General features: G+C 71.9%; 27 protein-coding genes. 20 read left to right on the top strand and 7 right to left on the bottom strand.

Translation table 11 applies throughout. The features are described from left to right. The first annotated feature begins 23 nt into the window (after window positions 1–23). The 9 genes from hisD (at window position 24) to AB0M67_RS03905 (ending at window position 7,118) form a co-directional block, all read left to right on the top strand. Complete coding sequence (gene hisD, locus AB0M67_RS03945) at window positions 24–1,355, top strand: histidinol dehydrogenase (RefSeq protein ID WP_365742310.1); 1,332 nt, start codon at window positions 24–26, stop codon at window positions 1,353–1,355. Beyond that, complete coding sequence (locus AB0M67_RS03940) at window positions 1,352–2,467, top strand: histidinol-phosphate transaminase (protein ID WP_365742307.1); 1,116 nt, start codon at window positions 1,352–1,354, stop codon at window positions 2,465–2,467. The genes hisD and AB0M67_RS03940 overlap by 4 nt, the downstream gene beginning before the upstream one ends. Next, window positions 2,464–3,057 carry an imidazoleglycerol-phosphate dehydratase HisB gene (gene hisB, locus AB0M67_RS03935; protein WP_365742305.1) on the top strand — a complete coding sequence of 198 codons (594 nt, stop codon included), beginning with the start codon at window positions 2,464–2,466 and terminating at the stop codon, window positions 3,055–3,057. Before AB0M67_RS03940 ends, hisB begins: the two co-directional genes overlap by 4 nt. Window positions 3,058–3,169: 112 nt before the next feature. After that, the gene (locus AB0M67_RS03930) at window positions 3,170–3,337 is read left to right on the top strand and encodes a hypothetical protein (protein ID WP_351407622.1); all 168 of its coding nucleotides are present in this window, start codon (window positions 3,170–3,172) and stop codon (window positions 3,335–3,337) included. After that, a complete protein-coding gene (gene hisH, locus AB0M67_RS03925) occupies window positions 3,334–3,969 on the top strand; it encodes an imidazole glycerol phosphate synthase subunit HisH (protein WP_365742302.1) in 636 nt (211 codons plus the stop codon). Before AB0M67_RS03930 ends, hisH begins: the two co-directional genes overlap by 4 nt. 26 nt (window positions 3,970–3,995) lie before the next feature. Then, window positions 3,996–4,721: a bifunctional 1-(5-phosphoribosyl)-5-((5-phosphoribosylamino)methylideneamino)imidazole-4-carboxamide isomerase/phosphoribosylanthranilate isomerase PriA gene (priA, locus tag AB0M67_RS03920; RefSeq protein ID WP_365742851.1), complete on the top strand. Its 726-nt coding sequence runs from the start codon at window positions 3,996–3,998 to the stop codon at window positions 4,719–4,721. After that, window positions 4,718–5,158, top strand: a complete 441-nt coding sequence (locus tag AB0M67_RS03915) for a RidA family protein (RefSeq protein ID WP_365742300.1) — start codon at window positions 4,718–4,720, stop codon at window positions 5,156–5,158. Before priA ends, AB0M67_RS03915 begins: the two co-directional genes overlap by 4 nt. Next, complete coding sequence (gene hisF, locus AB0M67_RS03910) at window positions 5,155–5,910, top strand: imidazole glycerol phosphate synthase subunit HisF (RefSeq protein WP_365742298.1); 756 nt, start codon at window positions 5,155–5,157, stop codon at window positions 5,908–5,910. The genes AB0M67_RS03915 and hisF overlap by 4 nt, the downstream gene beginning before the upstream one ends. A gap of 335 nt (window positions 5,911–6,245) precedes the next feature. After that, window positions 6,246–7,118, top strand: coding sequence for an alpha/beta hydrolase (locus AB0M67_RS03905; RefSeq protein WP_365742296.1), 873 nt, complete (start codon window positions 6,246–6,248; stop codon window positions 7,116–7,118). Window positions 7,119–7,150: 32 nt separating this feature from the next. Here AB0M67_RS03905 and AB0M67_RS03900 read toward each other — a convergent pair whose 3' ends face one another. Continuing rightward, window positions 7,151–7,783, bottom strand: coding sequence for a TIGR03085 family metal-binding protein (locus tag AB0M67_RS03900; protein ID WP_365742294.1), 633 nt, complete (start codon window positions 7,781–7,783; stop codon window positions 7,151–7,153). 83 nt (window positions 7,784–7,866) lie between these two features. Here AB0M67_RS03900 and hisI point away from each other — a divergent pair, with 83 nt between their 5' ends. From hisI to lgt, 10 genes are all read left to right on the top strand, one after another. Beyond that, window positions 7,867–8,244 carry a phosphoribosyl-AMP cyclohydrolase gene (hisI, locus tag AB0M67_RS03895; protein WP_365742292.1) on the top strand — a complete coding sequence of 126 codons (378 nt, stop codon included), beginning with the start codon at window positions 7,867–7,869 and terminating at the stop codon, window positions 8,242–8,244. 152 nt (window positions 8,245–8,396) lie between these two features. Next, complete coding sequence (locus AB0M67_RS03890) at window positions 8,397–9,884, top strand: anthranilate synthase component I (protein ID WP_365742290.1); 1,488 nt, start codon at window positions 8,397–8,399, stop codon at window positions 9,882–9,884. A 106-nt stretch (window positions 9,885–9,990) separates the two neighbouring features. Beyond that, the gene (locus AB0M67_RS03885; protein WP_365742288.1) at window positions 9,991–10,671 is read left to right on the top strand and encodes a TIGR02234 family membrane protein; all 681 of its coding nucleotides are present in this window, start codon (window positions 9,991–9,993) and stop codon (window positions 10,669–10,671) included. A 101-nt stretch (window positions 10,672–10,772) separates the two neighbouring features. Next, entirely contained in the window at window positions 10,773–11,078 is a 306-nt protein-coding gene (locus tag AB0M67_RS03880; protein WP_365742286.1) for an HGxxPAAW family protein, read from the top strand. Window positions 11,079–11,272: 194 nt separating this feature from the next. Next, window positions 11,273–11,716: a DUF2752 domain-containing protein gene (locus AB0M67_RS03875; RefSeq protein ID WP_365742284.1), complete on the top strand. Its 444-nt coding sequence runs from the start codon at window positions 11,273–11,275 to the stop codon at window positions 11,714–11,716. Between the two features lie 147 nt (window positions 11,717–11,863). Further along, window positions 11,864–12,673: an indole-3-glycerol phosphate synthase TrpC gene (gene trpC / locus AB0M67_RS03870; RefSeq protein ID WP_030353557.1), complete on the top strand. Its 810-nt coding sequence runs from the start codon at window positions 11,864–11,866 to the stop codon at window positions 12,671–12,673. Window positions 12,674–13,198: 525 nt separating this feature from the next. Further along, window positions 13,199–14,434: a tryptophan synthase subunit beta gene (gene trpB / locus AB0M67_RS03865; protein WP_351407720.1), complete on the top strand. Its 1,236-nt coding sequence runs from the start codon at window positions 13,199–13,201 to the stop codon at window positions 14,432–14,434. After that, a complete protein-coding gene (gene trpA / locus AB0M67_RS03860; RefSeq protein ID WP_365742281.1) occupies window positions 14,431–15,243 on the top strand; it encodes a tryptophan synthase subunit alpha in 813 nt (270 codons plus the stop codon). Before trpB ends, trpA begins: the two co-directional genes overlap by 4 nt. Window positions 15,244–15,319: 76 nt before the next feature. Continuing rightward, window positions 15,320–16,186, top strand: a complete 867-nt coding sequence (locus AB0M67_RS03855; protein WP_365742279.1) for a thioredoxin domain-containing protein — start codon at window positions 15,320–15,322, stop codon at window positions 16,184–16,186. 69 nt (window positions 16,187–16,255) lie between these two features. Further along, complete coding sequence (gene lgt, locus AB0M67_RS03850) at window positions 16,256–17,236, top strand: prolipoprotein diacylglyceryl transferase (protein ID WP_365742277.1); 981 nt, start codon at window positions 16,256–16,258, stop codon at window positions 17,234–17,236. Between the two features lie 10 nt (window positions 17,237–17,246). Here lgt and AB0M67_RS03845 read toward each other — a convergent pair whose 3' ends face one another. The 6 genes from AB0M67_RS03845 to AB0M67_RS03820 all read right to left on the bottom strand — a co-directional run bounded on the left by AB0M67_RS03845 (window position 17,247) and on the right by AB0M67_RS03820 (window position 23,813). Next, window positions 17,247–18,044: an aldolase/citrate lyase family protein gene (locus AB0M67_RS03845; RefSeq protein WP_365742849.1), complete on the bottom strand. Its 798-nt coding sequence runs from the start codon at window positions 18,042–18,044 to the stop codon at window positions 17,247–17,249. 11 nt (window positions 18,045–18,055) lie between these two features. Then, window positions 18,056–19,291 carry a CoA transferase gene (locus AB0M67_RS03840; protein WP_365742275.1) on the bottom strand — a complete coding sequence of 412 codons (1,236 nt, stop codon included), beginning with the start codon at window positions 19,289–19,291 and terminating at the stop codon, window positions 18,056–18,058. Continuing rightward, the gene (gene rbsK / locus AB0M67_RS03835; RefSeq protein WP_365742273.1) at window positions 19,288–20,172 is read right to left on the bottom strand and encodes a ribokinase; all 885 of its coding nucleotides are present in this window, start codon (window positions 20,170–20,172) and stop codon (window positions 19,288–19,290) included. Before rbsK ends, AB0M67_RS03840 begins: the two co-directional genes overlap by 4 nt. An 85-nt stretch (window positions 20,173–20,257) precedes the next feature. After that, window positions 20,258–21,484, bottom strand: a complete 1,227-nt coding sequence (locus AB0M67_RS03830) for an ADP-ribosylglycohydrolase family protein (RefSeq protein ID WP_365742270.1) — start codon at window positions 21,482–21,484, stop codon at window positions 20,258–20,260. Next, window positions 21,481–22,734: an ADP-ribosylglycohydrolase family protein gene (locus AB0M67_RS03825; protein ID WP_365742268.1), complete on the bottom strand. Its 1,254-nt coding sequence runs from the start codon at window positions 22,732–22,734 to the stop codon at window positions 21,481–21,483. Before AB0M67_RS03825 ends, AB0M67_RS03830 begins: the two co-directional genes overlap by 4 nt. Beyond that, a complete protein-coding gene (locus AB0M67_RS03820; protein ID WP_365742266.1) occupies window positions 22,731–23,813 on the bottom strand; it encodes an ADP-ribosylglycohydrolase family protein in 1,083 nt (360 codons plus the stop codon). Before AB0M67_RS03820 ends, AB0M67_RS03825 begins: the two co-directional genes overlap by 4 nt. A 252-nt stretch (window positions 23,814–24,065) precedes the next feature. Between AB0M67_RS03820 and AB0M67_RS03815 the strand changes: the two genes are divergently transcribed. Beyond that, a complete protein-coding gene (locus tag AB0M67_RS03815) occupies window positions 24,066–24,794 on the top strand; it encodes a VIT1/CCC1 transporter family protein (RefSeq protein WP_365742264.1) in 729 nt (242 codons plus the stop codon). Window positions 24,795–24,948 lie beyond the last annotated feature (154 nt).

Raw genomic sequence — 24,948 nt, 5'->3', positions numbered from 1 at the left:
GCCGGTCTGAGAGAATTGACCCCGTGATCTCACGAATCGATCTGCGCGGCGACACCCTCCCCGAGGGTGGAGACCTGCGTGACCTGCTGCCCCGAGCCGAGTTCGACGTGGAAGCCGCCCTGGAGAAGGTGCGTCCGCTCTGCGAGGACGTACGCCATAGGGGCACGGCGGCACTGATCGAGTCCGCGGAGAAGTTCGACGGAGTGACGCTGGAGCGGGTCCGGGTGCCGGAAAAGGCCCTTGTTGACGCCTTGGAAGCGCTTGATCCGGCCGTACGGGCCGCGCTGGAGGAGTCGATCCGGCGCGCCAGGCTGGTCCACCGCGCACAGCGGCGCTCCTCCCACACCACTCAGGTCGTGCCCGGCGGAACGGTCACCGAGAAGTGGGTGCCGGTCGGACGGGTGGGGCTCTACGCGCCCGGCGGCCGGTCCGTCTACCCGTCGTCCGTGATCATGAACGTGGTGCCGGCCCAGGAGGCGGGCGTCGAGTCGATCGCCCTGGCCTCGCCCGCGCAGAAGGAGTTCGGGGGGCTGCCGCACCCGACGATCCTGGCCGCGTGCGCGCTGCTCGGGATCGACGAGGTGTACGCGGCCGGTGGCGCCTCGGCCGTCGCGATGTTCGCGTACGGCGTCCCGGGCCCCGACGGCTGCGCGCCCGCCAACATGGTCACGGGCCCCGGCAATGTCTGGGTCGCCGCCGCCAAGCGCTACTTCACCGGCCGGATCGGTATCGACGCCGAGGCGGGCCCGACCGAGATCGCGATCCTCGCGGACGCGACCGCCGACCCGGTGCATGTCGCGGCCGACCTGATCAGCCAGGCCGAGCACGACCCGCTCGCCGCCGCCGTCCTGGTCACCGACTCCGCCGAGCTGGCCGACGCGGTCGAGAAGGAGCTGGAGCCACAGGTCGCGGCGACCAAGCACATCGACGACCGGGTGGTCCCCGCGCTCTCCGGCCGGCAGTCCGCGATCGTGCTGGTCGACTCCGTCGAGGACGGCCTGCTGGTCGTCGACGCGTACGGCGCCGAACACCTGGAGATCCACACCGCCGACGCCGCCGCGGTGGCCGCGCGGGTGCGCAACGCCGGCGCGATCTTCGTCGGTCCATACGCCCCGGTTTCGCTCGGCGACTACTGCGCGGGCTCCAACCACGTCCTGCCGACCGGCGGCTGCGCCTGCCACTCCTCGGGACTCTCCGTCCAGTCCTTCCTGCGCGGTATCCACATCGTGGACTACAGCGAGGAGGCGCTCGCCGAGGTCGCCCACCATGTGGTGACGCTCGCCGAGGCCGAGGACCTGCCCGCGCACGGCGCGGCGATCAAGGCGCGGTTCGCGTGGAAGGTGCCCGGAAAGTGACATTCGGTAGTCCTGAGTTCGATGAGCTGCCCGTACGGGACGAGCTGCGCGGCAAGTCCCCCTACGGCGCGCCCCAGCTGGACGTCCCCGTACAGCTGAACACCAACGAGAACCCGTACCCGCTGCCCGAGCCGCTGGTCGAGCGGATCACCGAGCGCGTCCGCGAGGCCGCCCGGGGCCTCAACCGCTACCCCGACCGGGACGCGATCGAGCTGCGCACCGAGCTGGCCCGGTATCTCACCCGCACCGGAAAGCACCCGCTGACCGCGGCGAACGTCTGGGCCGCCAATGGCTCCAACGAGGTCATCCAGCAGCTGCTGCAGACCTTCGGCGGTCCCGGCCGTACGGCGATCGGCTTCGAACCCTCGTACTCGATGCACGGACTGATCGCCCGCGGCACCGGCACCGGCTGGCTCTCGGGGCCGCGCAACGAGGACTTCACCATCGATGTCGAGGCGGCGCGGAAGGCCATCGCCGAGCACCGCCCCGACGTCGTCTTCATCACCTCGCCCAACAACCCCACGGGCACGGCGGTCGACGCCGGGACCGTCCGCGCGCTCTACGAGGCCGCCCAGGCCGCCAGGCCGTCCCTGGTCGTGGTCGACGAGGCGTACGTCGAATTCAGTCACCGGGACTCCCTGCTGCCGCTCATCGAGGGCCGGTCGCGGCTCGTCGTGTCGCGCACGATGTCCAAGGCGTTCGGGGCGGCCGGGCTGCGTCTGGGCTATCTCGCCGCGCACCCCGCCGTGGTCGACGCCGTACAGCTGGTGCGCCTGCCGTACCACCTCTCCGCCGTCACGCAGGCCACCGCCCTCGCCGCGCTGGAGCACACGGATACGCTGCTCGGGTACGTCGAGACGCTCAAGGCCGAGCGGGACCGGCTGGTAGGGGAGTTGCGGGCGATCGGTTACGAGGTCACCGAGTCGGACGCGAACTTCGTCCAGTTCGGCCGTTTCGAGGACTCCCACACGGCCTGGCAGCGGATCCTCGACCGGGGTGTCCTCATCCGTGACAACGGCGTACCGGGCTGGCTGCGGGTCACCGCGGGCACCCCGTCCGAGAACGACGCGTTCCTCGACGCGGTACGTGAACTGAAGAAGGAGCGCGCATGAGCCGCATCGGCCGTGTCGAACGCAGTACGAAGGAGACCTCCGTCGTCGTCGAGATCGATCTCGACGGCAGCGGCAGGGTTGATGTGTCGACCGGGGTCGGCTTCTACGACCACATGCTCGACCAGCTCGGCAGGCACGGCCTGTTCGACCTCACGGTGAAGACCGAGGGCGATCTGCACATCGACTCGCACCACACCATCGAGGACACCGCGCTGGCCCTCGGCGCCGCCTTCAAGCAGGCCCTCGGCGACAAGGTCGGCATCTACCGCTTCGGCAACTGCACCGTCCCGCTGGACGAGTCGCTCGCCCAGGTGACGGTGGACCTGTCGGGGCGGCCGTATCTCGTGCACACCGAGCCCGAGAACATGGCGCCGATGATCGGCGAGTACGACACGACCATGACCCGGCACATCCTGGAGTCGTTCGTCGCGCAGGCGCAGATCGCGCTGCACGTACACGTTCCGTACGGTCGCAACGCGCACCACATCGTGGAGTGCCAGTTCAAGGCGCTCGCCCGCGCCCTGCGGTACGCCTCCGAGCGCGACCCGAGGGCTGTTGGGATTCTTCCTTCTACCAAGGGTGCTTTGTGAGCGACGCACGCGCGGCCGCCGGGCCGCAGGCGGGCACGATAGCGGCACCTCTGCGCCGCGTGGGCGACGGTGACATCAGCCGCAGCCGCGGCGGGGCGAACGAGGAGATGCTGTGACCGGTCTGTCGACCATTCTGATCGTCGTGGGGCTCTTCCTCGCCGGCGGTGTGTACTCGTTCCACAAGCAGAAGCTGCCCATAGGTGTGATCGTGCTGCTCGGCATCTGTTCCGTGCTGTGCCTGGTGGCCGGAGTCCTGCGTATCCAGGGGATCTGGGGATGAGCAAGAACGTCGTCGTCTTCGACTACGGATTCGGCAATGTCCGCTCCGCCGAGCGCGCCCTCGCCAGGGCCGGCGCCGATGTCGAGATCACCCGCGACTTCGACCGCGCCATGAACGCCGACGGCCTGCTGGTCCCCGGTGTCGGGGCGTTCTCCGCGTGTATGAAGGGGCTCACCGCCGCCCGCGGCGAGTGGATCATCGGCCGCAGGCTCGCCGGTGGCCGGCCCGTCATGGGGATCTGCGTCGGGATGCAGATCCTCTTCGAGCGCGGTATCGAGCACGGCGTGGAGACCGAGGGCCTCGACGAGTGGCCCGGTACGGTCTCGCCGCTCAAGGCTCCGATCGTGCCGCACATGGGGTGGAACACCGTCGAGGCGCCCGAGGGCAGCCAACTGTTCGCCGGGCTCGGCCCGGAGGCCCGCTTCTACTTCGTGCACTCCTACGCCGTGCACGAGTGGGGCCTTGAGGTCACCAACCCCAAGATCCGCGCCCCCAAGGTCACCTGGGCCACCCACGGCGAGCCGTTCGTCGCCGCCGTGGAGAACGGCGCCCTGTGGGCCACCCAGTTCCACCCCGAGAAGTCCGGCGACGCCGGCGCCCAGCTGCTGACCAACTGGATCGGAACCCTCTGATGTCATCTGTGCCCACGGGGCCCTCTGTGCCGAAGCTCGAACTCCTGCCCGCCGTCGATGTCCGCGACGGCCAGGCCGTCCGGCTGGTCCACGGCGAGTCCGGTACGGAGACGTCGTACGGCTCCCCGCTCGAAGCGGCCCTCGCCTGGCAGCGTTCGGGCGCCGAATGGCTGCATCTGGTCGACCTCGACGCGGCGTTCGGCACCGGCGACAACCGCGCGCTGATCGCCGAGGTCACCGAAGCCATGGACATCAAGGTCGAACTGTCCGGCGGGATCCGCGACGACGCCTCACTGGCCGCGGCCCTCGCCACCGGCTGTACGCGAGTCAACCTCGGTACGGCCGCGCTGGAGACCCCCGAGTGGGTCGCCAAGATCATCGCTGAGCACGGCGACCGGATCGCGGTCGGCCTCGACGTACGCGGTACGACGCTGCGCGGGCGCGGCTGGACCCGTGACGGCGGTGATCTCTACGAGACACTGGCCCGGCTGGACTCCGAGGGCTGCGCCCGGTACGTCGTCACCGACATCGCCAAGGACGGCACCCTTCAGGGCCCCAACCTGGAGCTGCTCAAGAACGTCTGCGCCGTCACCGACAAGCCGGTCGTCGCCTCCGGCGGGGTCTCCTCGCTGGACGATCTGCGCGCGATCGCCACGCTGGTGCCCGCGGGCGTCGAGGGCGCGATCGTCGGCAAGGCGCTGTACGCCAAGGCGTTCACCCTGGAAGAGGCGCTGGCGGCGGTGTCCGGATGAGCGACGACGTACGCGACGGCGCACGCGCCGGAGAGGTACGGAAGATCTCGTCCGGCGGTCCGTGGGAGGAGTCCATCGGCTACTCCCGCGCGGTCGAGCTCCCCAACGGCCTTGTGCTGGTGGCCGGGTGCACGGCGATGGTCGACGGCAGGATCTCGGCGGGCGGCCCCTACGAACAGGCCAGGGTCGCCTTCGGGGTCGCCGTCAAGGCGCTGGAGGAGCTGGGGCTCGGCGCGGAGCATGTGGTGCGCACACGTATGTACATCACTCACGTACGGGACTCCGACGACGTGGGCCGCGCCCACAAGGAACTGTTCGACGCCGTACGCCCCGCCGCGTCGATGATCGTCGTCTCCGGCTTCATCGACCCGAGTCTGGTCGTCGAGGTCGAGGTCGAGGCGTACCGGCCCGAGGCGCACCGGGGAGGTGCCGGATGACCCTCGCCGTACGCGTCATTCCCTGCCTGGACGTGGACAACGGCCGGGTGGTGAAGGGGGTCAACTTCCAGAACCTGCGGGACGCGGGCGACCCGGTCGAGATGGCCAAGCTGTACGACGCCGAGGGCGCCGACGAGCTGACGTTCCTCGACATCACCGCCTCCTCCGGCGACCGCGAGACAACGTACGACGTGGTGCGCCGCACCGCCGAGCAGGTCTTCATCCCGCTCACGGTCGGCGGTGGCGTACGCACCCCCGAGGACGTCGACAAGCTGCTGCGGGCGGGCGCGGACAAGGTCGGCGTCAACACCGCGGCCATCGCGCGCCCCGACCTCATACGGGAGATCGCCGAACGCTTCGGGCGGCAGGTGCTGGTGCTGTCGGTCGACGCGCGGCGCACGCCGTCGGGGTCCTTCGAGGTGACGACGCACGGCGGACGCAAGGGCACCGGTATCGACGCCGTCGAATGGGCGCATCGCGCGGCCGAGTTGGGCGCGGGGGAGATCCTGCTCAACTCGATGGACGCCGACGGTACGAAGGACGGCTACGACACGGAGATGATCGCGGCCGTACGCGAGCATGTCACCGTGCCCGTCATCGCCTCCGGGGGCGCGGGCAGGCTCGCCGACTTCGCGCCGGCCATCGAGGCGGGCGCCGACGCCGTGCTGGCCGCCTCCGTCTTCCACTTCGGTGATCTGCGGATCTCGGAGGTCAAGGGCGCGCTGCGCGAGGCGGGGCATCCGGTGCGCTGACGCGCGGTGCGGATCCGGCGCGTTGACGCGGTGCGGATCCGGTGGGCCGGCCTCCGTTCGTGAAGGCCGGTCAGGTCCGGTGAGAACCGGCCGGAACTGGTGAAGACTGGTGAACTCGCCGGTGCTTGTCCGGCGGTCGCGCGGCGACAGTGGAATCGCCAGTCATCATCGCGGTTCCACTCCGGTGCGCCCCGGCGCCGCGGCCTCCGATGGTTCGCAGCGGCTACGGGCGGCTACGGGCGGCTTCGGTGTGGCTCCGTCACGACCGAGAGGCACCCGCCGTGCACCCGTATCCCCCACCACGTCCCGTCACCTCCCACTCCCCGCGGTTATGGATGGGCGCGCTCGCGACCGCCGCCCTGGCCGCCGCGCTGATCCCCGGCGCGTCCGGCGCGCGGGCCGCCGGCCCCGCCGAGGCCGCGGACAATCCGTACGAGCGCGGACCGGCCCCGACCGTGGCCACGATCGAGGCCGACCGCGGCCCGTACGCCGTCTCACAGACCCCGGTCCCTCCGGGCGCCGTCAGCGGATTCGGCGGCGGCACCATCTACTACCCGACCTCCACCGCGGACGGCACCTTCGGCGCCGTGGCCGTCGCGCCCGGCTTCACCGGCACGCAGTCGAGCCTCGCCTGGCTCGGACCCCGGCTCGCCTCCCAGGGCTTCGTCGTCTTCACCATCGACACCCTCACCGTCCTCGACCAGCCCGCGAGCCGGGGCCGTCAACTCCTCGCCGCGCTGGACCATCTGACGGGAAGTTCGGCCGTCAGCGACCGGATCGACAGTGCGCGGCTGGGCGTCATGGGGCACTCGATGGGCGGTGGCGGCGCCCTGGAGGCCGCCAAGAGCCGCACCTCACTGAAGGCGGCCATCCCGCTGACGGCCTGGAACCTGGACAAGACCTGGCCCGAGGTGCGTACCCCCACCCTGGTGGTCGGGGCCGACGGAGACACCGTCGCGCCCGTCGCGTCGCACTCCGAGCCGTTCTACACCTCACTGCCGGACTCGCTGGACAAGGCGTATCTGGAGCTGAGGGGAGCCGGCCACAACGCGCCCAACGTCTCCAACACCACCATCGCGAAGTACAGCGTCTCCTGGCTGAAGCGGTTCATCGACGAGGACACCCGCTACGAGCGGTTCCTCTGCCCACTGCCCCAGCCGGGCCCGGCCATCGTGGAGTACCGCGGGAACTGCCCGCACCACTCCTGACGACTCCTGCCGGACGCGCCCCGGTACCGCGATCAGATACCGAGCTTCGCTTCCTGGAGCCGCGCGATCGCGTCCTTGTCGCCGTCCAGCTCCACCTTCGCCGCCGCCTGCCGGCCGAACGCGAAGAGCAGCAGCTCACCCGGCTCGCCGGTGACCGTCACCACCGGTGTGCCGCGGTGGGCCACGGCTGTCTGGCCGTCCGGGCGGCGCAGCACCAGCCCGACCGGGGACTTCCGGCCCATCATCCGGCCGCCCTTCTCCAGCCGCGACCACAGCGTGTTCGCGAAGACGCTGTCCAGCTCCCTGGGCGTCCAGTCGGGCTGCGCCCGTCGTACGTCCTCGGTATGGACATAGAACTCGACGGTGTTCGCGGCCTCGTCGATCTGCTTGACGCCGAACGGGGACATCCGGGGCGGGCCCGTACGGATCAGCTGGATCAGCTCCTCGTACGGCTTGGCGAGATACTCCGCCTGTACCCGTTCGAGCCGGTTCTTGAGCACGGCCAGTACCGTCCCGCCCGCCGCGTCGGGGCGGCGCTCGCGGACCACGACATGGGCCGCGAGATCGCGGGTCAGCCAGCCTTCGCAGAGCGTCGGCGCATCGGGGCCCGCCGCCTCCAACAGGTCGGCGAGCAGAAGTCGTTCACGCTTCGCATGGGTCGACATACCGTAAGCCTACGGTGGCCCGGTCCCGTCCGCCCAGTGGACGTCCCCATCCGCCCGCCCCGGGGGCGCGGCACAATGGCCGTATGACCAGCACGCCCCCACCCTCGGGTCCGGCAGGCGGACTCGACCCCGCCATCGCCGACCGGCTCAAGCGCAGCGCCGACGGCCTCGTCCCGGCCATCGCCCAGCAGTACGACACCGGCGAGGTGCTGATGCTCGGGTGGATGGACGACGAGGCCCTGCACCGCACCCTGACCACCGGCCGTTGCACCTACTGGTCGCGCAGCCGGCGGGAGTACTGGGTCAAGGGCGACACCTCGGGCCATGTCCAGCACGTCAAGTCCGTCGCCCTGGACTGCGACGCCGACACCGTTCTGGTCCAGGTCGACCAGGTGGGCGCCGCCTGTCACACCGGCGCGCGGACCTGCTTCGACGCCGACGTACTGCCGCTCGGCCGCTGACGTCCGGGCGACACCGCACGGGCGTCCGGGTGTCCCGGCGACGACCGTACGGGGTGATCCCGCGGGGGTGACCTCCACGTGGTGACCGTACGGAGCGGGCGTTCCACCCTCCGCGCCCAACGCCTCCCGTCCAACGAGTAGGGTCAGCGGCCATGGACCTTGAGACCTTCCGCAAGCTGGCGGTGGACCGCCGCGTCATCCCCGTCAGCAGGCGCCTCCTCGCGGACGGCGACACCCCGGTCGGCCTGTACCGCAAGCTCGCCGCCGAGCGCCCCGGCACCTTCCTGCTGGAGTCCGCGGAGAACGGCCGCTCCTGGTCCCGCTACTCCTTCATCGGGGTACGGTCCGCCGCCACCCTCACCGAGCGCGACGGCGTCACCCACTGGCTCGGCACCCCGCCCGTCGGCGTCCCCGTCGACGGCGATCCGCTGGCGGCCCTGCGCGCCACCGTGGAGGCGCTGCACACCCCCCGCGATCTCTCCTCCGGCATGCCGCCCTTCACCGGCGGCATGGTCGGCTACCTCGGCTACGACATCGTCCGGCGGCTGGAGCGGATCGGCGAGCACGGCCGCGACGATCTGCGCATCCCCGAGCTGACCATGCTGCTCACCTCGGATCTCGCCGTACTCGACCACTGGGACGGCACGGTCCTGCTGATCGCCAACGCCATCAACCACAACGACCGCGACACCGGGGTGGCCGAGGCGTACGCGGACGCCATCGCCCGGCTCGACGCCATGGCCGCGGATCTCACCGCGCCGGTACGGTCCGCGCCCACCGCGCTGCCCGCCTCGGAACTGCCCGACTACACCGCGCTCTGGGGCGGCCCCGACTATCAGGACGCGGTCGAGGACATCAAGGAGCGCATCAGGGCGGGCGAGGCCTTCCAGGTCGTCCCTTCCCAGCGCTTCGAGACCCCCGTGACCGCGAGCGCGCTGGATGTCTACCGGGTCCTGCGGGCCACCAATCCGTCGCCGTACATGTACCTCTTCCGCTTCGACGGCTTCGATGTCGTGGGCTCCAGCCCGGAGGCGCTGGTCAAGGTCGAGGACGGCAGGGCGATGGTCCACCCCATCGCCGGCACCCGGCCGCGCGGCGCCACGCCGCGGGAGGACCAGGCACTCGCCGACGAGCTGCTCGCCGACCCCAAGGAGCGCGCCGAGCATCTGATGCTCGTGGACCTCGGGCGCAACGATCTCGGCCGGGTCTGTGAGCCCGGCACCGTCGAAGTGGTCGACTTCATGTCCGTCGAGCGCTACTCGCACGTCATGCACATCGTGTCCACCGTGACCGGACGGGTCGCCGAGGGGCGCACCGCCTTCGACGTACTGACCGCCTGCTTCCCCGCGGGCACCCTCTCCGGGGCCCCCAAGCCGCGCGCCATGCAGATCATCGACGAGCTGGAGCCCACCCGGCGCGGACTGTACGGCGGGTGCGTCGGCTATCTCGACTTCGCCGGGGACTCCGACACCGCCATCGCCATCCGTACCGCCCTGCTGCGCGAGGGCACGGCGTATGTGCAGGCCGGAGCGGGTGTGGTCGCCGACTCCGATCCGGTCTCGGAGGACACGGAGTGCCGGAACAAGGCCGCCGCCGTGCTCCGCGCCGTCCACACGGCGAACCGGCTGAACGCCGGGTAAGAGAGGCCGTGCGGGGGTCGGAAGCCGCCCGGGGTTGGGCGCCGCCCCACCTACCCGCGCGGCCTTCAACCCCCGGGCGGCCGGGCGGTTGGAGCCGTAGGGGATAGTGGGGTGCGTGAGCGCCGTACCCGTACCCCAGCCCCGTACCGCAGGACCCGCGGCCACCGCCAGGAGCGGCGGCGGCGGGGGCCGTCGCGCCCTCGCCGCGGCGCTGCTGCTCGGTGCCGCCGGTGCCGCCGTCGCGCTGATCGCCTCCGGCCAGATCTGGGCCGAGGGCACGGCGGCCGTCGGCGGCGGTTCCGTGCCGCTCGACGCCGACGGCCGGGATGTCACCGGCGTTCCGGCCGCGCTCGGCATCGTCGGACTCGCGGCGCTCGTCGCCGTCTTCGCCGTACGCGGAGCGGGCCGCGTCCTCGTCGCGGCGCTGCTCGCGCTGAGCGGCGCGGGGGCGGCCGTCGCCGCGTTCCTCGGCGCGTCGGACAGTACGGCCCTCGACGAACTGGCCGCGAAGACCACCGGCGACAGCTCCGCCACCGTCGACGCCCTGACCCATACCGCGTGGCCCTATGTGACCGCGGCCGGTGGTGTGCTGATCCTGCTCGCGGGCGCTCTGGCCCTGCTGTACGGGCGGCGCTGGCCGGGGATGTCGGGCCGCTACGAGCGGCCGGGCGGAGATCCCGCCGTGCGCGGACGCGGGGCCCGCCGGGCTCCCGTGGTGGACCCCGACCGTCCCGAGGACCTGTGGAAGGCCCTGGACCGGGGCGAGGACCCCACGCGCGAGAGCTGACTCACACCCGGGGACCCCACGGGCCTGTACGGGTCCCGCATGCGGGACAATGTGGATTGAGCGTCCGACTCACCCAGCGCAACAGCAACGAGGAGCAACTCATGGCGGGCACCAGCCACGGACACACCCCGGCCGCCTGGACCGGCGTCACTATCGCCTTCATCGGCTTCTGCATCGCGGGAGTCTTCATGGTGGCGGCGAATCAGCCCGGGTTCTGGGCCGGTATCGGCGTGGTCCTCCTCGGTGGTGTCGTCGGCCTCGCGATGAAGGCCGCGGGTCTGGGCATGCCGAAGGAGTCGGCCGCGATGGCGGAGGCGAGGGCCGCCGCGGTGCAGCAGCAGATCGAGAACACCGCGGGGACGCAGGTCCGGGCCGAGGCGCAGGCGCCGCAGACGCAGGCCGTCTGACGGACCGGGTCCGCGCGCCGCGTGGCTTCTCCGCGGGCACGGATTCCGCGTGTGCCGCGGGCACGGGTTCCGCGGGCGCCGACTTCACGCGCACCGACTTCACACGCACTGACTTCACACGCACTGAGACGCACCGAGACGCAGTCCGGCGAGGCCGGGCTGCGTCTTTCCGTATGAGCGGGGACAATCACCGAGTGGATGACGCCCTGCCTGTGCCCGCGCCCGACCGGTCGGCCCGTCCGTCGACGGCGCGGCGGCTGCTGCCGCCGCTCGTCACCCTCGCCGGGGTGGCCGCCGCCTTCACCTACGTCGGGCTGGTCGACCCGAACGAAACCGGCCACTATCCGGTCTGCCCGCTGTACGCCCTGACCGGCGTCCTCTGCTTCGGCTGCGGCGGGCTGCGCAGCGCCCACGCCGTCGCGCACGGCGACTGGATCGCCGCCCTCGGTGACAACGCCCTCGCCACCATCGGCTACCCGGTCTTCGCCGTCCTGTGGGTCGTATGGCTCGTACGTGCCCGGAAGGCGCTCCCCGTGACGATCGACCTCCGGCCCGTCTGGTGGTGGGCCCTCGGCGGGGTGATCCTGGCCTTCAGCGTCGTCAGAAACTTGCCCTTCGGCTCGTCGCTCGCGCCATGATGGTCCAGGCGGTGTCATGCTCGGCCCACCGGATGCGGGTCCTCCGGCCAGTTCCGGCTAGCATCGATATGGCTGATCCTGATCCAATGGCCGATCTGATCGGCGACCGAGCTTGATTCGAACCAGTCCCGGAAGGGGGCCGCTCGCGTGAGTGTGCTCGACGAGATCATCGAAGGCGTACGCGCCGACCTCGCAGAGCGGCAGGCGCGCGTGGGCCTTGACGAGCTCAAGGAGCGTGCGGCGAAGGCGCCCCAGGCCAAGGACGGTGTCGCCGCCCTGCGCGGTGAGGGCGTCCATGTGATCTGCGAGGTCAAGCGCTCCAGCCCGTCGAAGGGCGCGCTCGCCGCGATCGCCGACCCCGCTGCCCTGGCCGCCGACTACGAGGCGGGCGGCGCGGCCGTCATCTCCGTACTGACCGAGCAGCGGCGCTTCGGCGGCTCGCTGGCCGACCTGGAGGCGGTGCGCGCCAGGGTCGACATCCCGGTCCTGCGCAAGGACTTCATCGTCACCTCGTACCAGCTGTGGGAGGCGCGGGCGTACGGCGCCGATCTGGTGCTGCTGATCGTCTCGGCGCTGGAGCAGCCGGCCCTGGTCTCCCTCATCGAGCGCGCCGAGTCGATCGGGCTCACCCCGCTCGTCGAGGTGCACGACGAGGACGAGGTCGAGCGGGCCGTGGACGCCGGGGCGAAGATCATCGGTGTCAACGCGCGCGATCTGAAGACGCTGAAGGTCGACCGGAGCACGTTCGAGCGGGTCGCCCCCGAGATTCCGGCCGGCATCGTGAAGATCGCCGAGTCGGGGGTGCGCGGGCCGCACGACCTGATCGCGTACGCGAACGCCGGGGCCGACGCGGTGCTGGTCGGTGAGTCGTTGGTGACGGGGCGGGACCCGAAGTCGGCGGTGGCCGATCTGGTGGCGGCGGGTGCGCATCCGGCGCTGCGGCACGGGAGGGACTGAGTTCCCCGTGTCCACGACTTTCGTTGCCGTGCGAGTGCCGCACGCGCCGCTGGCGCGTGGGTGCCGGCCGCGTGGGTGCCGTGCGCCGGCGCGGCGGGTGCACGGGCGGCGGGTGCGGTACGTGATCGGCGATGAGCCGGGTCAGGTCAACGGGATGCGATGGCGCGGGGCCGCGCGTTAGGCGTGGCCTTCGCGGTGCGGTGTCCGTGGGTTGTGTGTGCGGTGCCGTCGCCGTGTGCGGGTGCGTTGTGGGTGCGGTGGCTGTGCGGTGCCGTGCCCGGGGGTGCGGTGTCTGTGCGTTGTGCGTGCGGTGCCGTGCCTCCGTGACCGGTTCCTGGACTGCGCGGTGTCCATATGCGGCTCCGCCGCGTGGTCACCGCGCTTCGCGCGAGTTGCGACGCTTTACGTCCAGAAACCGGCCACTGCGGCCCGTCCCCTCGCGTCCCTTGCCGGGTGCGGGGCCGTCTCGCCTTGGCGCAACACGGTGCTCTCTCTCCGTCTCCGTTGCTTCTGAGGAGTTCTCGCGTGTCCGAGTTCTTTGTTCCTGACCCTGACGGTCATGTCCCCAGCGCCGAAGGGTACTTCGGTGCCTTCGGCGGCAAGTTCATCCCCGAGGCGCTCGTCGCCGCCGTCGACGAGGTCGCCGTCGAGTACGAGAAGGCCAAGGGCGACCCCGCCTTCGCCGCCGAGCTCGATGACCTCCTGGTCCACTACACCGGGCGCCCCAGCGCGCTGACCGATGTCCCGCGGTTCGCCGAGCACGCCGGTGGTGCCCGGGTGTTCCTCAAGCGGGAGGATCTGAATCACACCGGCTCCCACAAGATCAACAATGTTCTGGGGCAGGCATTGCTGACGAAGCGGATGGGCAAGACCCGGGTCATCGCCGAGACCGGGGCCGGGCAGCACGGGGTCGCGACCGCGACCGCCTGTGCGCTGTTCGGGCTTGAGTGCACCATCTATATGGGCGAGATCGACACCGAGCGCCAGGCCCTGAACGTGGCCCGGATGCGGATGCTCGGTGCCGAGGTCGTGCCCGTGAAGTCCGGGAGCCGGACCCTGAAGGACGCCATCAACGAGGCGTTCCGCGACTGGGTCGCCAATGTGGACCGTACCCACTATCTGTTCGGGACGGTCGCGGGGCCGCATCCCTTCCCCGCGATGGTGCGGGACTTCCACCGGGTCATCGGCGTCGAGGCCCGGCGGCAGATCCTGGAGCGGGCCGGGCGGCTGCCCGATGCCGCCGTGGCCTGTGTGGGGGGCGGGTCCAACGCGATCGGGCTCTTCCACGCGTTCATCCCCGACGCGGGCGTACGGCTGGTGGGCTGTGAGCCGGCCGGGCACGGGATCGGGACGGGGGAGCACGCCGCCACCCTGACCGCGGGCGAGCCCGGCATCCTGCACGGGTCGCGGTCGTACGTTCTTCAGGACGAGGAGGGCCAGATCACCGAGCCGTACTCGATCTCGGCCGGTCTCGACTACCCCGGCATCGGCCCCGAGCACGCGTATCTCAAGGACAGCGGGCGCGGGGAGTACCGGGCGGTGACCGATGACGACGCGATGCGGGCGCTGCTGCTGCTGTCGCGTACGGAGGGCATCATTCCGGCGATTGAGAGCGCGCACGCGCTGGCCGGCGCGCTGGAGGTCGGGCGGGAGCTGGGTGAGGACGGGCTGATCGTCGTCAATCTGTCAGGGCGCGGCGACAAGGACATGGACACGGCTGCCCGCTACTTCGGGCTGTACGACGGGGAGGGCACCAAGTGAGCGGGAACATCCAGCTGCTGAGTGACACGCTCGCGGCGGCGAAGGCCGAGAACCGCGCCGCGCTGATCGCCTACCTTCCCGCCGGGTTCCCGACGGTGGACGGCGGGATCGAGGCCGTGAAGGCCGTCTTCGACGGTGGCGCGGACGTGGTCGAGGTGGGGCTGCCGCACAGCGACCCGGTGCTCGACGGACCCGTCATCCAGACCGCCGACGACATCGCGCTGCGGGGCGGTGTGAAGATCGCGGATGTCATGCGTACGGTCCGCGAGGCGTACGAGGCGACCGGGAAGCCGGTGCTCGTGATGACGTACTGGAACCCGATCGACCGGTACGGCATCGAGCGGTTCACGGCCGAGCTGGCCGAGGCGGGCGGCGCCGGGTGCATTCTGCCGGATCTGCCCGTGCAGGAGTCCGCGCTGTGGCGTGAGCACGCCGAGAAGCACGGGCTGGCGACCGTGTTCGTGGTGGCTCCGAGCAGCAAGGACGAGCGACTGGCGAAGATCACGGCTGTCGGTACCGGCTTCGTGTACGCGGCGTCACTGATGGGTGTCACCGGTACGCGTGCCTCGGTGGGCCTGGAGGCCAGGAACCTGGTGGGGCGTACGCGCGCCACGACCGCGCTGCCGGTCTGTGTCGGGCTCGGGGTGTCCAACGCGGAGCAGGCGGCGGAGGTCGCCGGATTCGCGGACGGTGTGATCGTCGGGTCCGCCTTCGTCAAGCGGATGCTGGACGCCGAGGACGAGGTGGCGGGGCTGGCCGCGGTCCGCGCGCTCGCGGCTGAGCTGGCCGAGGGCGTTCGCAAGCGCTGACGGTTGACCTCACCCGTACGGGTGGACCTGGGACCGGGGAGGTGCGTAGGCGCCTCCCCGGTTCGTTGCTGTGGGCGTGAGCGAGAAGAACCGTGAGGCAAACCGGAGCGCGAGAGAGCGGCTCCAGCAGGAACGTGCGGCGGACAGGACGCGGGAGAAGCGCCGGCGGACCCTGGTCGTCTCCGCGGCGGTGGTCGGGGTTCTCGGCCTGGTCGCGGTGGTCGGGCTGGTCGTCGCGAATGTCGGCAAGGACAAGGCCGACAGCGCGGGGGGCCCGGTCAGCGCGCCGTCGGGGCTGACGGGCAAGGACGATCTGGCGATCCCCGTGGGAGCGACGGACGCGCCGTCCACGCTCACGGTGTGGGAGGACTTCCGCTGCCCGGCCTGCGCCCAGTTCGAGAACGGCTTCAGGAGCACGATCCAGCAGCTGGAGAAGGCGGGGGAGCTCAAGGTCGAGTACCACCTCGCCACGCTCATCGACGGCAATATGGGTGGTACGGGCTCGCTGCGCGCGGCCAACGCGGCGGCGTGCGCGCAGGACGTCGGCAAGTTCGCCCCGTACCACGATGTGCTGTACCAGAACCAGCCGGCGGAGACGGACGACGCCTTCGCCAAGAACAGCTATCTGCTGGAGCTGGCGGGCAAGGTCGACGGGCTGGAGTCCGCGCCCGGCTTCCGGGAGTGTGTGGACGGCGGCACGCACGACGACTGGGTGAACAAGTCCGCGGAGGCGTTCCGGACGGGTGGTTTCTCCGGGACGCCGACGGTGCTGCTCAACGGTGAGTCGGTGTTCCCGAAGAAGGGCGCCGAGAACATCACCCCGGACAATCTGAAGAAGTGGGTCACCCAGGCCAACAAGGGCAAGAAGGCGGGTACGACCACGCCGTCCGCGCCCTCCTCGATCCCGGTCGAATCGACGCCCGCGGGGACCCCGTCGGCCTGAGCTCGTTATGCAGAAGTTGCCGGGCGGGTTGTCGTAGATCCCGCCCGGCACGGTAGCGTCGGTTCTGCCATGGACCTTGCATACATTCCCAGCCCGTCGACCGGAGTGCTCCACATCGGACCGCTCCCGTTGCGCGGCTATGCCTTCGCCATTCTCGTCGGGCTGTTCGTCGCCCTCTGGATCGTCAACCGGCGTTGGGTCGCCCGTGGCGGCAAGCCGGGAACGACCACGGACATCGCCGTCTGGGCCGTACCGTTCGGTCTGCTCGGTGGCCGCCTGTACCACGTCATCACCGACTACCAGCTGTACTTCGGTGAGGGGCGCGACTGGGTCGACGCCTTCAAGATCTGGGAAGGCGGCCTCGGCATCTGGGGCGCGGTGATGCTGGGCGCCGTGGGCGCGTGGATCGGCTGCCGCCGCCGGGGGATCGCGCTTCCGCCGTACGCCGACGCGCTGGCCCCGGCCCTCGCCGTGGCCCAGGCCATCGGACGCTGGGGGAACTGGTTCAACCAGGAGCTGTACGGCAGGTCGACCGATCTGCCGTGGGCGCTGAAGATCAGCGAGGGGCCCAACCGGGAGGCCGGGCTCTACCACCCGACGTTCCTGTACGAGTCGCTGTGGTGTCTCGGGGTCGCGGCGCTGGTCATCTGGGCCGAACGCCGCTTCAAGCTCGGACACGGACGCGTCTTCGCGCTCTATGTCGCGGCGTACTGCGCGGGCCGCGGCTGGATCGAGTACATGCGGGTCGACGAGGCGCACCACATCCTGGGCCTGCGGCTCAATCTGTGGACCTCGATGATCATCTTCCTGCTCGCCGTTGTCTATCTCGTGGTCTCCAGCAAGCTGCGGCCCGGCCGCGAGGAGATCGTGGAGCCCGACAAGGACGCCGTGGAGCCCGACAAGGACGCCGTGGAGCCCGACAAGGACGCCGTCGTCCCGGCGAAGGACGCCGACGCCGGGGAAGCCGCGGAGAAGGAGTCAGGTCCGGTCGCGGTGACCACCGCGAAGGCGGAGGATCCGGTGTCCGGGGCGGCCAAGGACGGAAGCTGAGCCTTCCGGCTCACCGGCGGCTCGCCAGCGACAGTGTTCTGCGGGCCGCCGCCACGATCGCCGCGTCCACGAAACGGCCGTCGGGCAGCGCGTGCGCGCCCGCGTCGGCCGCCGCCGCCTCGATGATCTCCTCGGCCTCGACGATCTCCCGGGCGGTCGGCAGATACGCCCGCTCGATGACCGGCAGCTGGCGCGGGTGGATCGCCGCCCTGCCGACGAGCCCCAGCGCCCGGCCGCGGCGGCAGGACGACGCGAGACCGTCCAGGTCGTGTACGTCGGGGTAGACCGACTGGGCGGGCGGTGGCAGGCCCGCCGCGCGGGCCGCGACCACGGCCCGGCTGCGGGACCAGTCGAGGCCCGCGTCGTCCCGTACCCCCAGATCGGCGCGGAGATCGGCCTCGCCCAGGGCGATGCCACGGACCGCCGGGTGGGCGGCGGCGATGGCGTGGGCGTGTTCCACGGCGAGGGCCGATTCGAGCAGCGCGTAGAGCCCGACATCGGGGGCGCGCGAGGCGACGCGGTGGATGTCCGAGGCATGGCCGACCTTCGGGACGCGCAGCCCGGCGAGCCCCGGCAGACCCGCCAGCGACGGCAGATCCCGTTCGTCGGCGATCCGGACATGGACCGGGGTCTCGTGGGGGGAGGACAGAAACTCGGTCGTGGCGGCGCGTGCGTACTCCTTGCGCTCCGGCGCCACCGCGTCCTCCAGGTCGACGATCACGACGTCCGCGCCGCAGGACAGCGCCTTCGCCATCGTCTCCGGACGGTCCCCGGGCACATACAGCCAGGTGAGAGGGGCCGGCTGGATGAGCGGCGGGCTCACAGCGCGCCCGCCGAGCGGAGCGCGGCGATCTCGGGCCGGGACAGGCCGAGCTCGGCCAGGACGGTGTCGGTGTCCGCGCCGTGCGGACGGCCCGCCCAGCGGATGGAGCCGGGGGTCTCGGAGAGCCGGAAGAGGACGTTCTGCATCCTGAGGGGCCCCAGCTCCGGGTCGGGGACCTCCGTGACGGTGTCCAGCGCCTGGTACTGGGGGTCCGCCATGACGTCGCGGATGTCGTAGACGGGCGCGACCGCCGCCTCGGCCTTCTCGAACGCGGCCATGGCCTCCTCGCGGGTGTGCCGGGCCATCCAGTCGCCGACGGCGGCGTCCAGCAGGTCCGCGTGGTCCGCGCGCCCGCTGCCGGTGGTGAACCATGGCTCCTCGATCAGCTCCGGGCGCCCCACCAGGCACATCACGCGTTCGGCGATGGACTGCGCGGATGTGGAGACCGCCAGCCAGGAGCCGTCGGCCGTGCGGTAGGTGTTGCGCGGGGCGTTGTTGCGGGAGCGGTTGCCAGTGCGCGGCTGTACGTAGCCGAGCTGGTCGTACCAGAGGGGCCCCGGGCCGAGGACGGTGAGGATCGGCTCGATGATCGCCAGATCCACCACCTGACCCCGGCCCGTGACGGCCCGGCCGTTGAGCGCCGTCATCACCGCGTACGCCGTGGCCAGCGCGGCGATCGAGTCGGCCAGGCCGAACGGCGGCAGCGTGGGCGGCCCGTCCGGCTCGCCCGTGACGGCGGCGAACCCGCTCATCGCCTCGGCGAGCGTGCCGAACCCCGGGCGGTGGGAGTACGGGCCGAACTGCCCGAAGCCCGTCACCCGCGTGAGGACGAGCCGGGGGTTGGCGGTGGACAGCTCGTCCCAGCCGAGCCCCCATTTCTCCAGGGTGCCCGGCCGGAAGTTCTCGATGATCACATCCGCTCCGGCGGCGAGCCTGAGCAACAGATCACGGCCGCCGGGGGAGGAGAGATCGAGGGTGATGGCGCGCTTGTTGCGGCCGAGGAGCTTCCACCACAGACCCACGCCGTCCTTCGCGGGACCGTGCCCGCGCGACGGGTCTGGGCGGCGGGGGTGCTCGACCTTGATCACGTCGGCGCCGAAGTCACCGAGCATGGTGGCGGCGAGCGGGCCCGCGAAGAGCGTCGCGAGGTCGAGGACGCGCAGCCCGGCGAGGGGCCCTCTGCCGGGTCCGGGCTGCTGAGGGGCGGGGCTGCTGGGGGCGGGCGCGGTCATCGGGCCTCGATCTCGGTGCGGTACGGCATGGAGGTGGACGCCCCGGGGCGCTGCACACAGAGCGCGGCGGCGGCCGACGCCCAGTGCATCGCCTCGGGCATGGGGCGGCCCTCGCACAGTGCGACGGCGAGAGCGCCCACGTAGGTGTCACCGGCGCCGGTCGTGTCCACGGCGGTCACCCGGGGCGCGGGCACCATGAGGGACGCCGTGTCCCTGGCCGCGTACAGACTCCCCGCGGCTCCCATGGTGATCACGACCTCGGGGACCCGCAGGAGCAGGGCGTCGGCCGCCGCGTGCGGGGCGGCGATCCCGGTGAGGGTGGCCGCCTCGTGCTCGTTGGGGACCAGCAGATCGACGGCGGCGAGGAGTTCCGGCGGCAGGGGCTGGGCGGGCGCCGGGGTGAGGATGGTGCGTACGGAGTGCCGGCGCGCCGCCTCCGCGCCCTCCAGCACGGCGCTCAGCGGAAGTTCGAGCTGGAGGAGCAGGGCGTCGGCGGCGGCGATCACGGTCTCGTCGCCGGGGCCGAGCCCGCTGACCGTACCGTTCGCCCCCGGGATGACGACGATCGCGTTGCCGCCCTCGTCGTCGACGACGATATGGGCGGTGCCCGAGGCGCCCTCGTCGGTGCGCAGGAGATCCGTGTCGACGCCGGAGGCTTCGAGGGTGTGCCGCAGCAGCTCTCCGTACTCGTCCGCGCCGACCGCGCCGATCATCGCGACCTCGCCGCCCGCGCGGGCGGCGGCGACGGCCTGGTTGGCGCCCTTGCCACCGGGGATCGTACGGAAATCCCGTCCGGTCACGGTCTCCCCGTGCTTCGGGGCGTGCGCGACGTACACGACGAGATCCATATTGCTGCTGCCGAGCACCACGATGCCGCTCATGTGCGACGCGCCTTCCGCCGCGGCTCCTTCTGCGGCTTCCCCGGAGGCTTCTTCACGGTCTCGAAGCCCCGGTGACGCGGATCCGTCATCGGGCTCCCGCCGACTGCTGAGCCGGGGCGAGGTGCGGGGCGCCGGGACCGGTCACCCGGGACGGCGTCAGCTCGATGAAGGCCGCCTCGTGCGCGCGGCGGCGTTCCGTGTCGCGGGCGAACACCTCGTACGCCACCTTCGTCAGCGCCAGCGCGGGCGTGTGCAGATCGAGACGGCTCGCCTCGGCCACGTCCCGCGCCCACTCGGCGGGAACGGCCGCCTCGCCGCCCAGCGCCCCGGCGAGCGCGCCGCTCATGGTGGCGATCGAGTCGCAGTCCCGGCCGTAGTTGACCGAGCCGAGGACCGTACGGCGGTAGTCGCCCGCGCCGATCAGCAACATGCCGAGCGCGATGGGCAGTTCCTCGATGGCGTGCAGCCGGGAGGGGCGGCGGGCGCCGAGCGACGGGGCACGGTAGTGCGGGCCCACCGTGTCGAACGGCGCGACCGCCTCGCGCAGCCCACGCAACGAGGACTCCGTGTCGCGATGCCGGGCGGCCACCGCGCACACCGCCTCGATCGCCGCGCGTGTGCCGTCCTTCGCCAGGTCCAGACAGGTCGCCACGACCGAAGCGGGCGTGGCGTCCGGCAGACACGCGGCGGCCACGGCGGCGGCGAACACCCCGGCGGCCTCCCGCCCGTACGAGGACTGGTGCGCGCCCGCCACCTCGATCGCCTCGGCGTAGGCGGCGGCCGGATGTGCCGCGTTGACCAGGCCGATGGGCGCCATGTACATCGCCGCACCGCAGTTGACGATATTTCCGGTGCCCGCCTCGCGCGGATCGATATGCCCGTAGTGCAACCGGGTGACCAGCCACTTCTCGGCGAGGAAGATCCGCTGGAGCGGCAGCGCCTCGGTCTCCAGCTCCGGGATCCAGCGCGGATTGGAGATCAGGTCCGGGACGAGATGGTCGGCGACCGCGTACGCGTCGAGATGGTCGCGGACCTTCTCGTACACCCGGATCAGCGCGTGTGTCATCAGGGTGTCGTCGGTGATGTGCCCGTCGCCCTTGTGGTACGGGGCGAGCGGCCGGGCGGTGCGCCAGTCCTCGTTCCAGGGGCCGACGATGCCGGACACCCGGCCGCCGTGGCGTTCCACGATCTGCTCGGGGGAGTACCCCTCGACCGGACCGCCGAGCGCGTCACCGACGGCCGCGCCGATCAGACAGCCGGTGATCCGGTCCGTGAGGGGGAGGGTCGTCGGGGCTGCGTTCTGTGGGGTCATGTCCGGAATTGTCCACCCGGAGTGGTCAGTTCCGTGGCTGCGAGCAGTCCGGCGAGTTCGACGAGATCGGTCCCCGCGAGCCGGGGGAGCGCACACCCCGCCAGGGTCCGGCAGGCATCCCGCCAGGTGGCCGGTACGGCGTCGCCCCCGCCGAGCGCGCCCGTCAGCGCGCCGGCCAGGGCGGGCGCGGAGTCGGCGACCCTGGAGAGACAGGCGGCGGCGGGCACCGCTCCGGCGACCCGGCCACCGGCGGCGAGGGTCAGGGCGAGGGCGACGGGGACGGTCTCGGCCGCGGCGATGCCGTAGCTGTAGACGTGGTCGACGATCTGATGCTCCAGCAGCGGTACGAGCGCGAAGGCGCCGGCCGGTTCGTCGGCGAAGTCGCGGGCCAGCTTGACGGCGTGGCGGGCGTTGCGGCCGATCTCCGTGGACTCGGGCAGCTGGTCGAGAGCGGCCTCGACGGCGGCCTCGGTGTCCCCGCCGCCGAGCGCGGTCGCGACGGCCGCCGCCATGGCGCGGGCGCCGTGCACCCCGTCGCCGTCCTGGGTGTACCGGGCGTCGAACTCGGCGAGTTCGGCGGCGGCGGACGGATCGCCGGGGTGGACGACGGCGAGAACGGACGCCCGTACGCACGCGGCGTCGTCGAAGTAGTGCGGGTTGTCATGGCCGGTGGCGGGCGGGCGCAGCCCGGTGGCGAGATTCCCGAGCCCCGCGCGTACGGAGATCCGCGCACGCAGGGGCGGTACGGCCGACTCCACCTCGGGCGCGCGGGCCGCGGCGGCGGCGATCTCGGCGGCGAGGGAGTTCCACGCGAGATCGACGGCGCCCCGCGTCCGGCGGTCGGCGCCGAGGGAGGGGAAGTGATCGCCGGCGGCGGTGAGCACGGACTCGGCGGCGAAGGCGGCCCACTCGGCGTCGTCGGAGGGGCCGAGCTTGAGCGGTTCCGGGGGTTGGTTGAGCGCGATGGGCACGGGGAGGGTGGTGGTCGCGTTCTGCTCGGCGAAGGTGTCCAGTTCCCGGGTGAGCCGGCGCGTCCACTCCGGCATCCGCGCGGCCCGGTGCCGGGCGGCGGGCCACCCTGCGGCGTCCCCGGCGGCGAGCCCGAGGAGCAGCCCCTCGATCCGGCGGAGGGGAGCGGCGGGGGAGCCGTGTCCGGCCGGCCAGGCCCGGTCGCCGGGGGGCGCCGCCGCGTGCGGTGCGCCGGCCCACGCCCCCTCGCCGTACGCCCGGTCCCCCTCGATCGCTGTCATGACGCCACCCTTTCGTCGTAGTCCGGCATGAGCAGGTCCGCGATGTCCAGTACGTGGTAGCCGCGCATCGAGGGCAGACAGCTGCCCCGGACGGGGCCGATGGCGGAGGACCACTCCTCGGGAATCGCCGCCGCCCCCGACATCGCCCCCGCCAGGGCGCCCGCGACCGCCCCGGTGGTATCGGCGTCCCGGCCCATGTTGACCGCGGTCAGGACCGACGTACGGAAGTCCCCGCGCGCCGCCGCGAAGGCGCCGAAGGCCAGGCCCACCGCCTCGGGGGCCAGATCGGTCCACGGATAGCCGCCGATGACCACCGAGGAGCGGACGGCGCGCTCCATCGTGAGCGTGTCGGGGTACGCCCGCCGCGCGGCGACGACTCCGCGGCGCAGGGTGCGGGCCGTCCAGGAGTCCATCGGAACCACGGAGAGCGCGGCGGCGATCACCGACATGACCCCGGCGCCGCCCATCGCGGCGGCGACCCCGGCCGCCACCGCCCGGCCGCCGTAGATGCCCTCGCCGTCGTGGCTGACCCGTCCGTCGACGGCGACCAGCCGCGCGGCCTCCTCGGGGCGGCCCGCGGCGAAGACGCCGAAGGGCGCCGCGCGCATCGCGAGCCCGTCGCTCCAGGCGTGCCGGTGCTGGGCGGTGATGGGCGCGGCGAGCCCGCGCCGCAGATTCTCCAGCGTGCCGCGTTCGCTGAAACCGGCCCCGCGGAAGGGGCCCTCGTCATGGTCCGCGAGCCAGTGGTGCCAGGCGTTCTCGACATGGGCGACGGTCAGGGCCGAGCCGTGCCGGGCGAGCAGCAGCCCGGAGAAGATCGTGTACTCGGTGTCGTCGGTGCCCGCCGGGCTGTCGGCCACGAACCCTTCGATACGGCCCCACCGGCGGCGGATCTCGGAGGGCCGCATGTTCTCCGCCGGGGCGCCGATCGCGTCGCCCACGGCGAGCCCGAGCAGGGCACCGCGCGCCCGGTCCCGGAGCACCGCGACCGGGTCGGCCTCGGGGTGCGCCCGGGCCGTGTCGGCCTCGGGCTGTACCGCGACCGCGTCAACCTCGGGGTCGCGACGGACTGACTCCATGGTGTGGCCCTTTCGCGCGAGCCTGTGCCACCGCGTCGGTGTCTCCGCATCTGTGCCACACGGAGGGCCGTGGGAGTCCGGGAAACCCCGCTGTCACCCGGGTGACATCTCCGTCGCGGCCCGGCCCAAGGCCGGTAAGTACGGCCTTCCTTGCTGGCGGGAGCCATTTTTCGTGCGTATTTTCGAAGTGTTGAGAGGGGTGGCGCCGGTCTCCGGCGGACCGGGTTCCGCCCCCGTGAGAAGAGGAGAAGCATGTCCATCATCGAGACCGAGGCAACGCTCCACGAGGCCCACCGCGACAATCACACGCATCGCGATGTCAATGGCGGCTGGCTGCGTCCCGCGGTGTTCGGCGCGATGGACGGGCTGGTCTCCAACCTGGCGCTGATGACCGGTGTCGCGGGCGGCGCGCTCTCTCAGCAGACGATAGTGATCACCGGGCTCGCGGGCCTGGCGGCCGGTGCTTTCTCGATGGCCGCGGGCGAGTACACCTCGGTCGCCTCCCAGCGCGAGCTGGTCCAGGCCGAACTGGAGGTGGAGCGCCGGGAGCTGAGGAAGCACCCCGCCGACGAGATGGAGGAGCTGGCCGCGCTCTATGTGTCACGCGGCGTGGAGCCGGAGCTGGCCCGCGAGGTGGCCCGGCAGCTCTCGAAGGACCCCGAGCTGGCGCTGGAGATCCACGCGCGCGAGGAGCTGGGGATCGACCCGGACGATCTGCCGTCGCCGCTGGTCGCCGCCGTGTCGTCGTTCGGCTCGTTCGCCCTGGGCGCGCTGCTGCCCGTACTGCCGTATCTGCTCGGCGCCACCGCGCTCTGGCCCGCCGTGCTGCTCGCGCTGACCGGGCTCTTCGCCTGCGGCGCGCTGGTGGCGCGGGTGACGGCGCGCAACTGGTGGTACAGCGGACTGCGGCAGCTGGTCCTCGGTGGAACGGCGGCGGCGCTCACGTACGGGCTGGGGGCCCTGTTCGGCGCGGCAATCTAGGGCGTGTCCGAGCGGGTGCACTTTCGGGGGATTTTTCCTCTGGTCCGGGATATCCCGAATTCGGGAGCGAGGCTCTAACCTGGGGAGGGCCCCCGAGGGCGGGCGGGCGGAAACGCCCGCCCTGTAACGTACGTCGCCGCGCGTTCCGGCCTCC

The sequence above is a fragment of the Streptomyces sp. NPDC051662 genome, from assembly GCF_040681655.1.
Lineage (GTDB): Bacteria > Actinomycetota > Actinomycetes > Streptomycetales > Streptomycetaceae > Streptomyces.
Note: the sequence above shows the minus strand (reverse complement) of the source record. Positions and strands in the feature narration are given on the sequence as shown.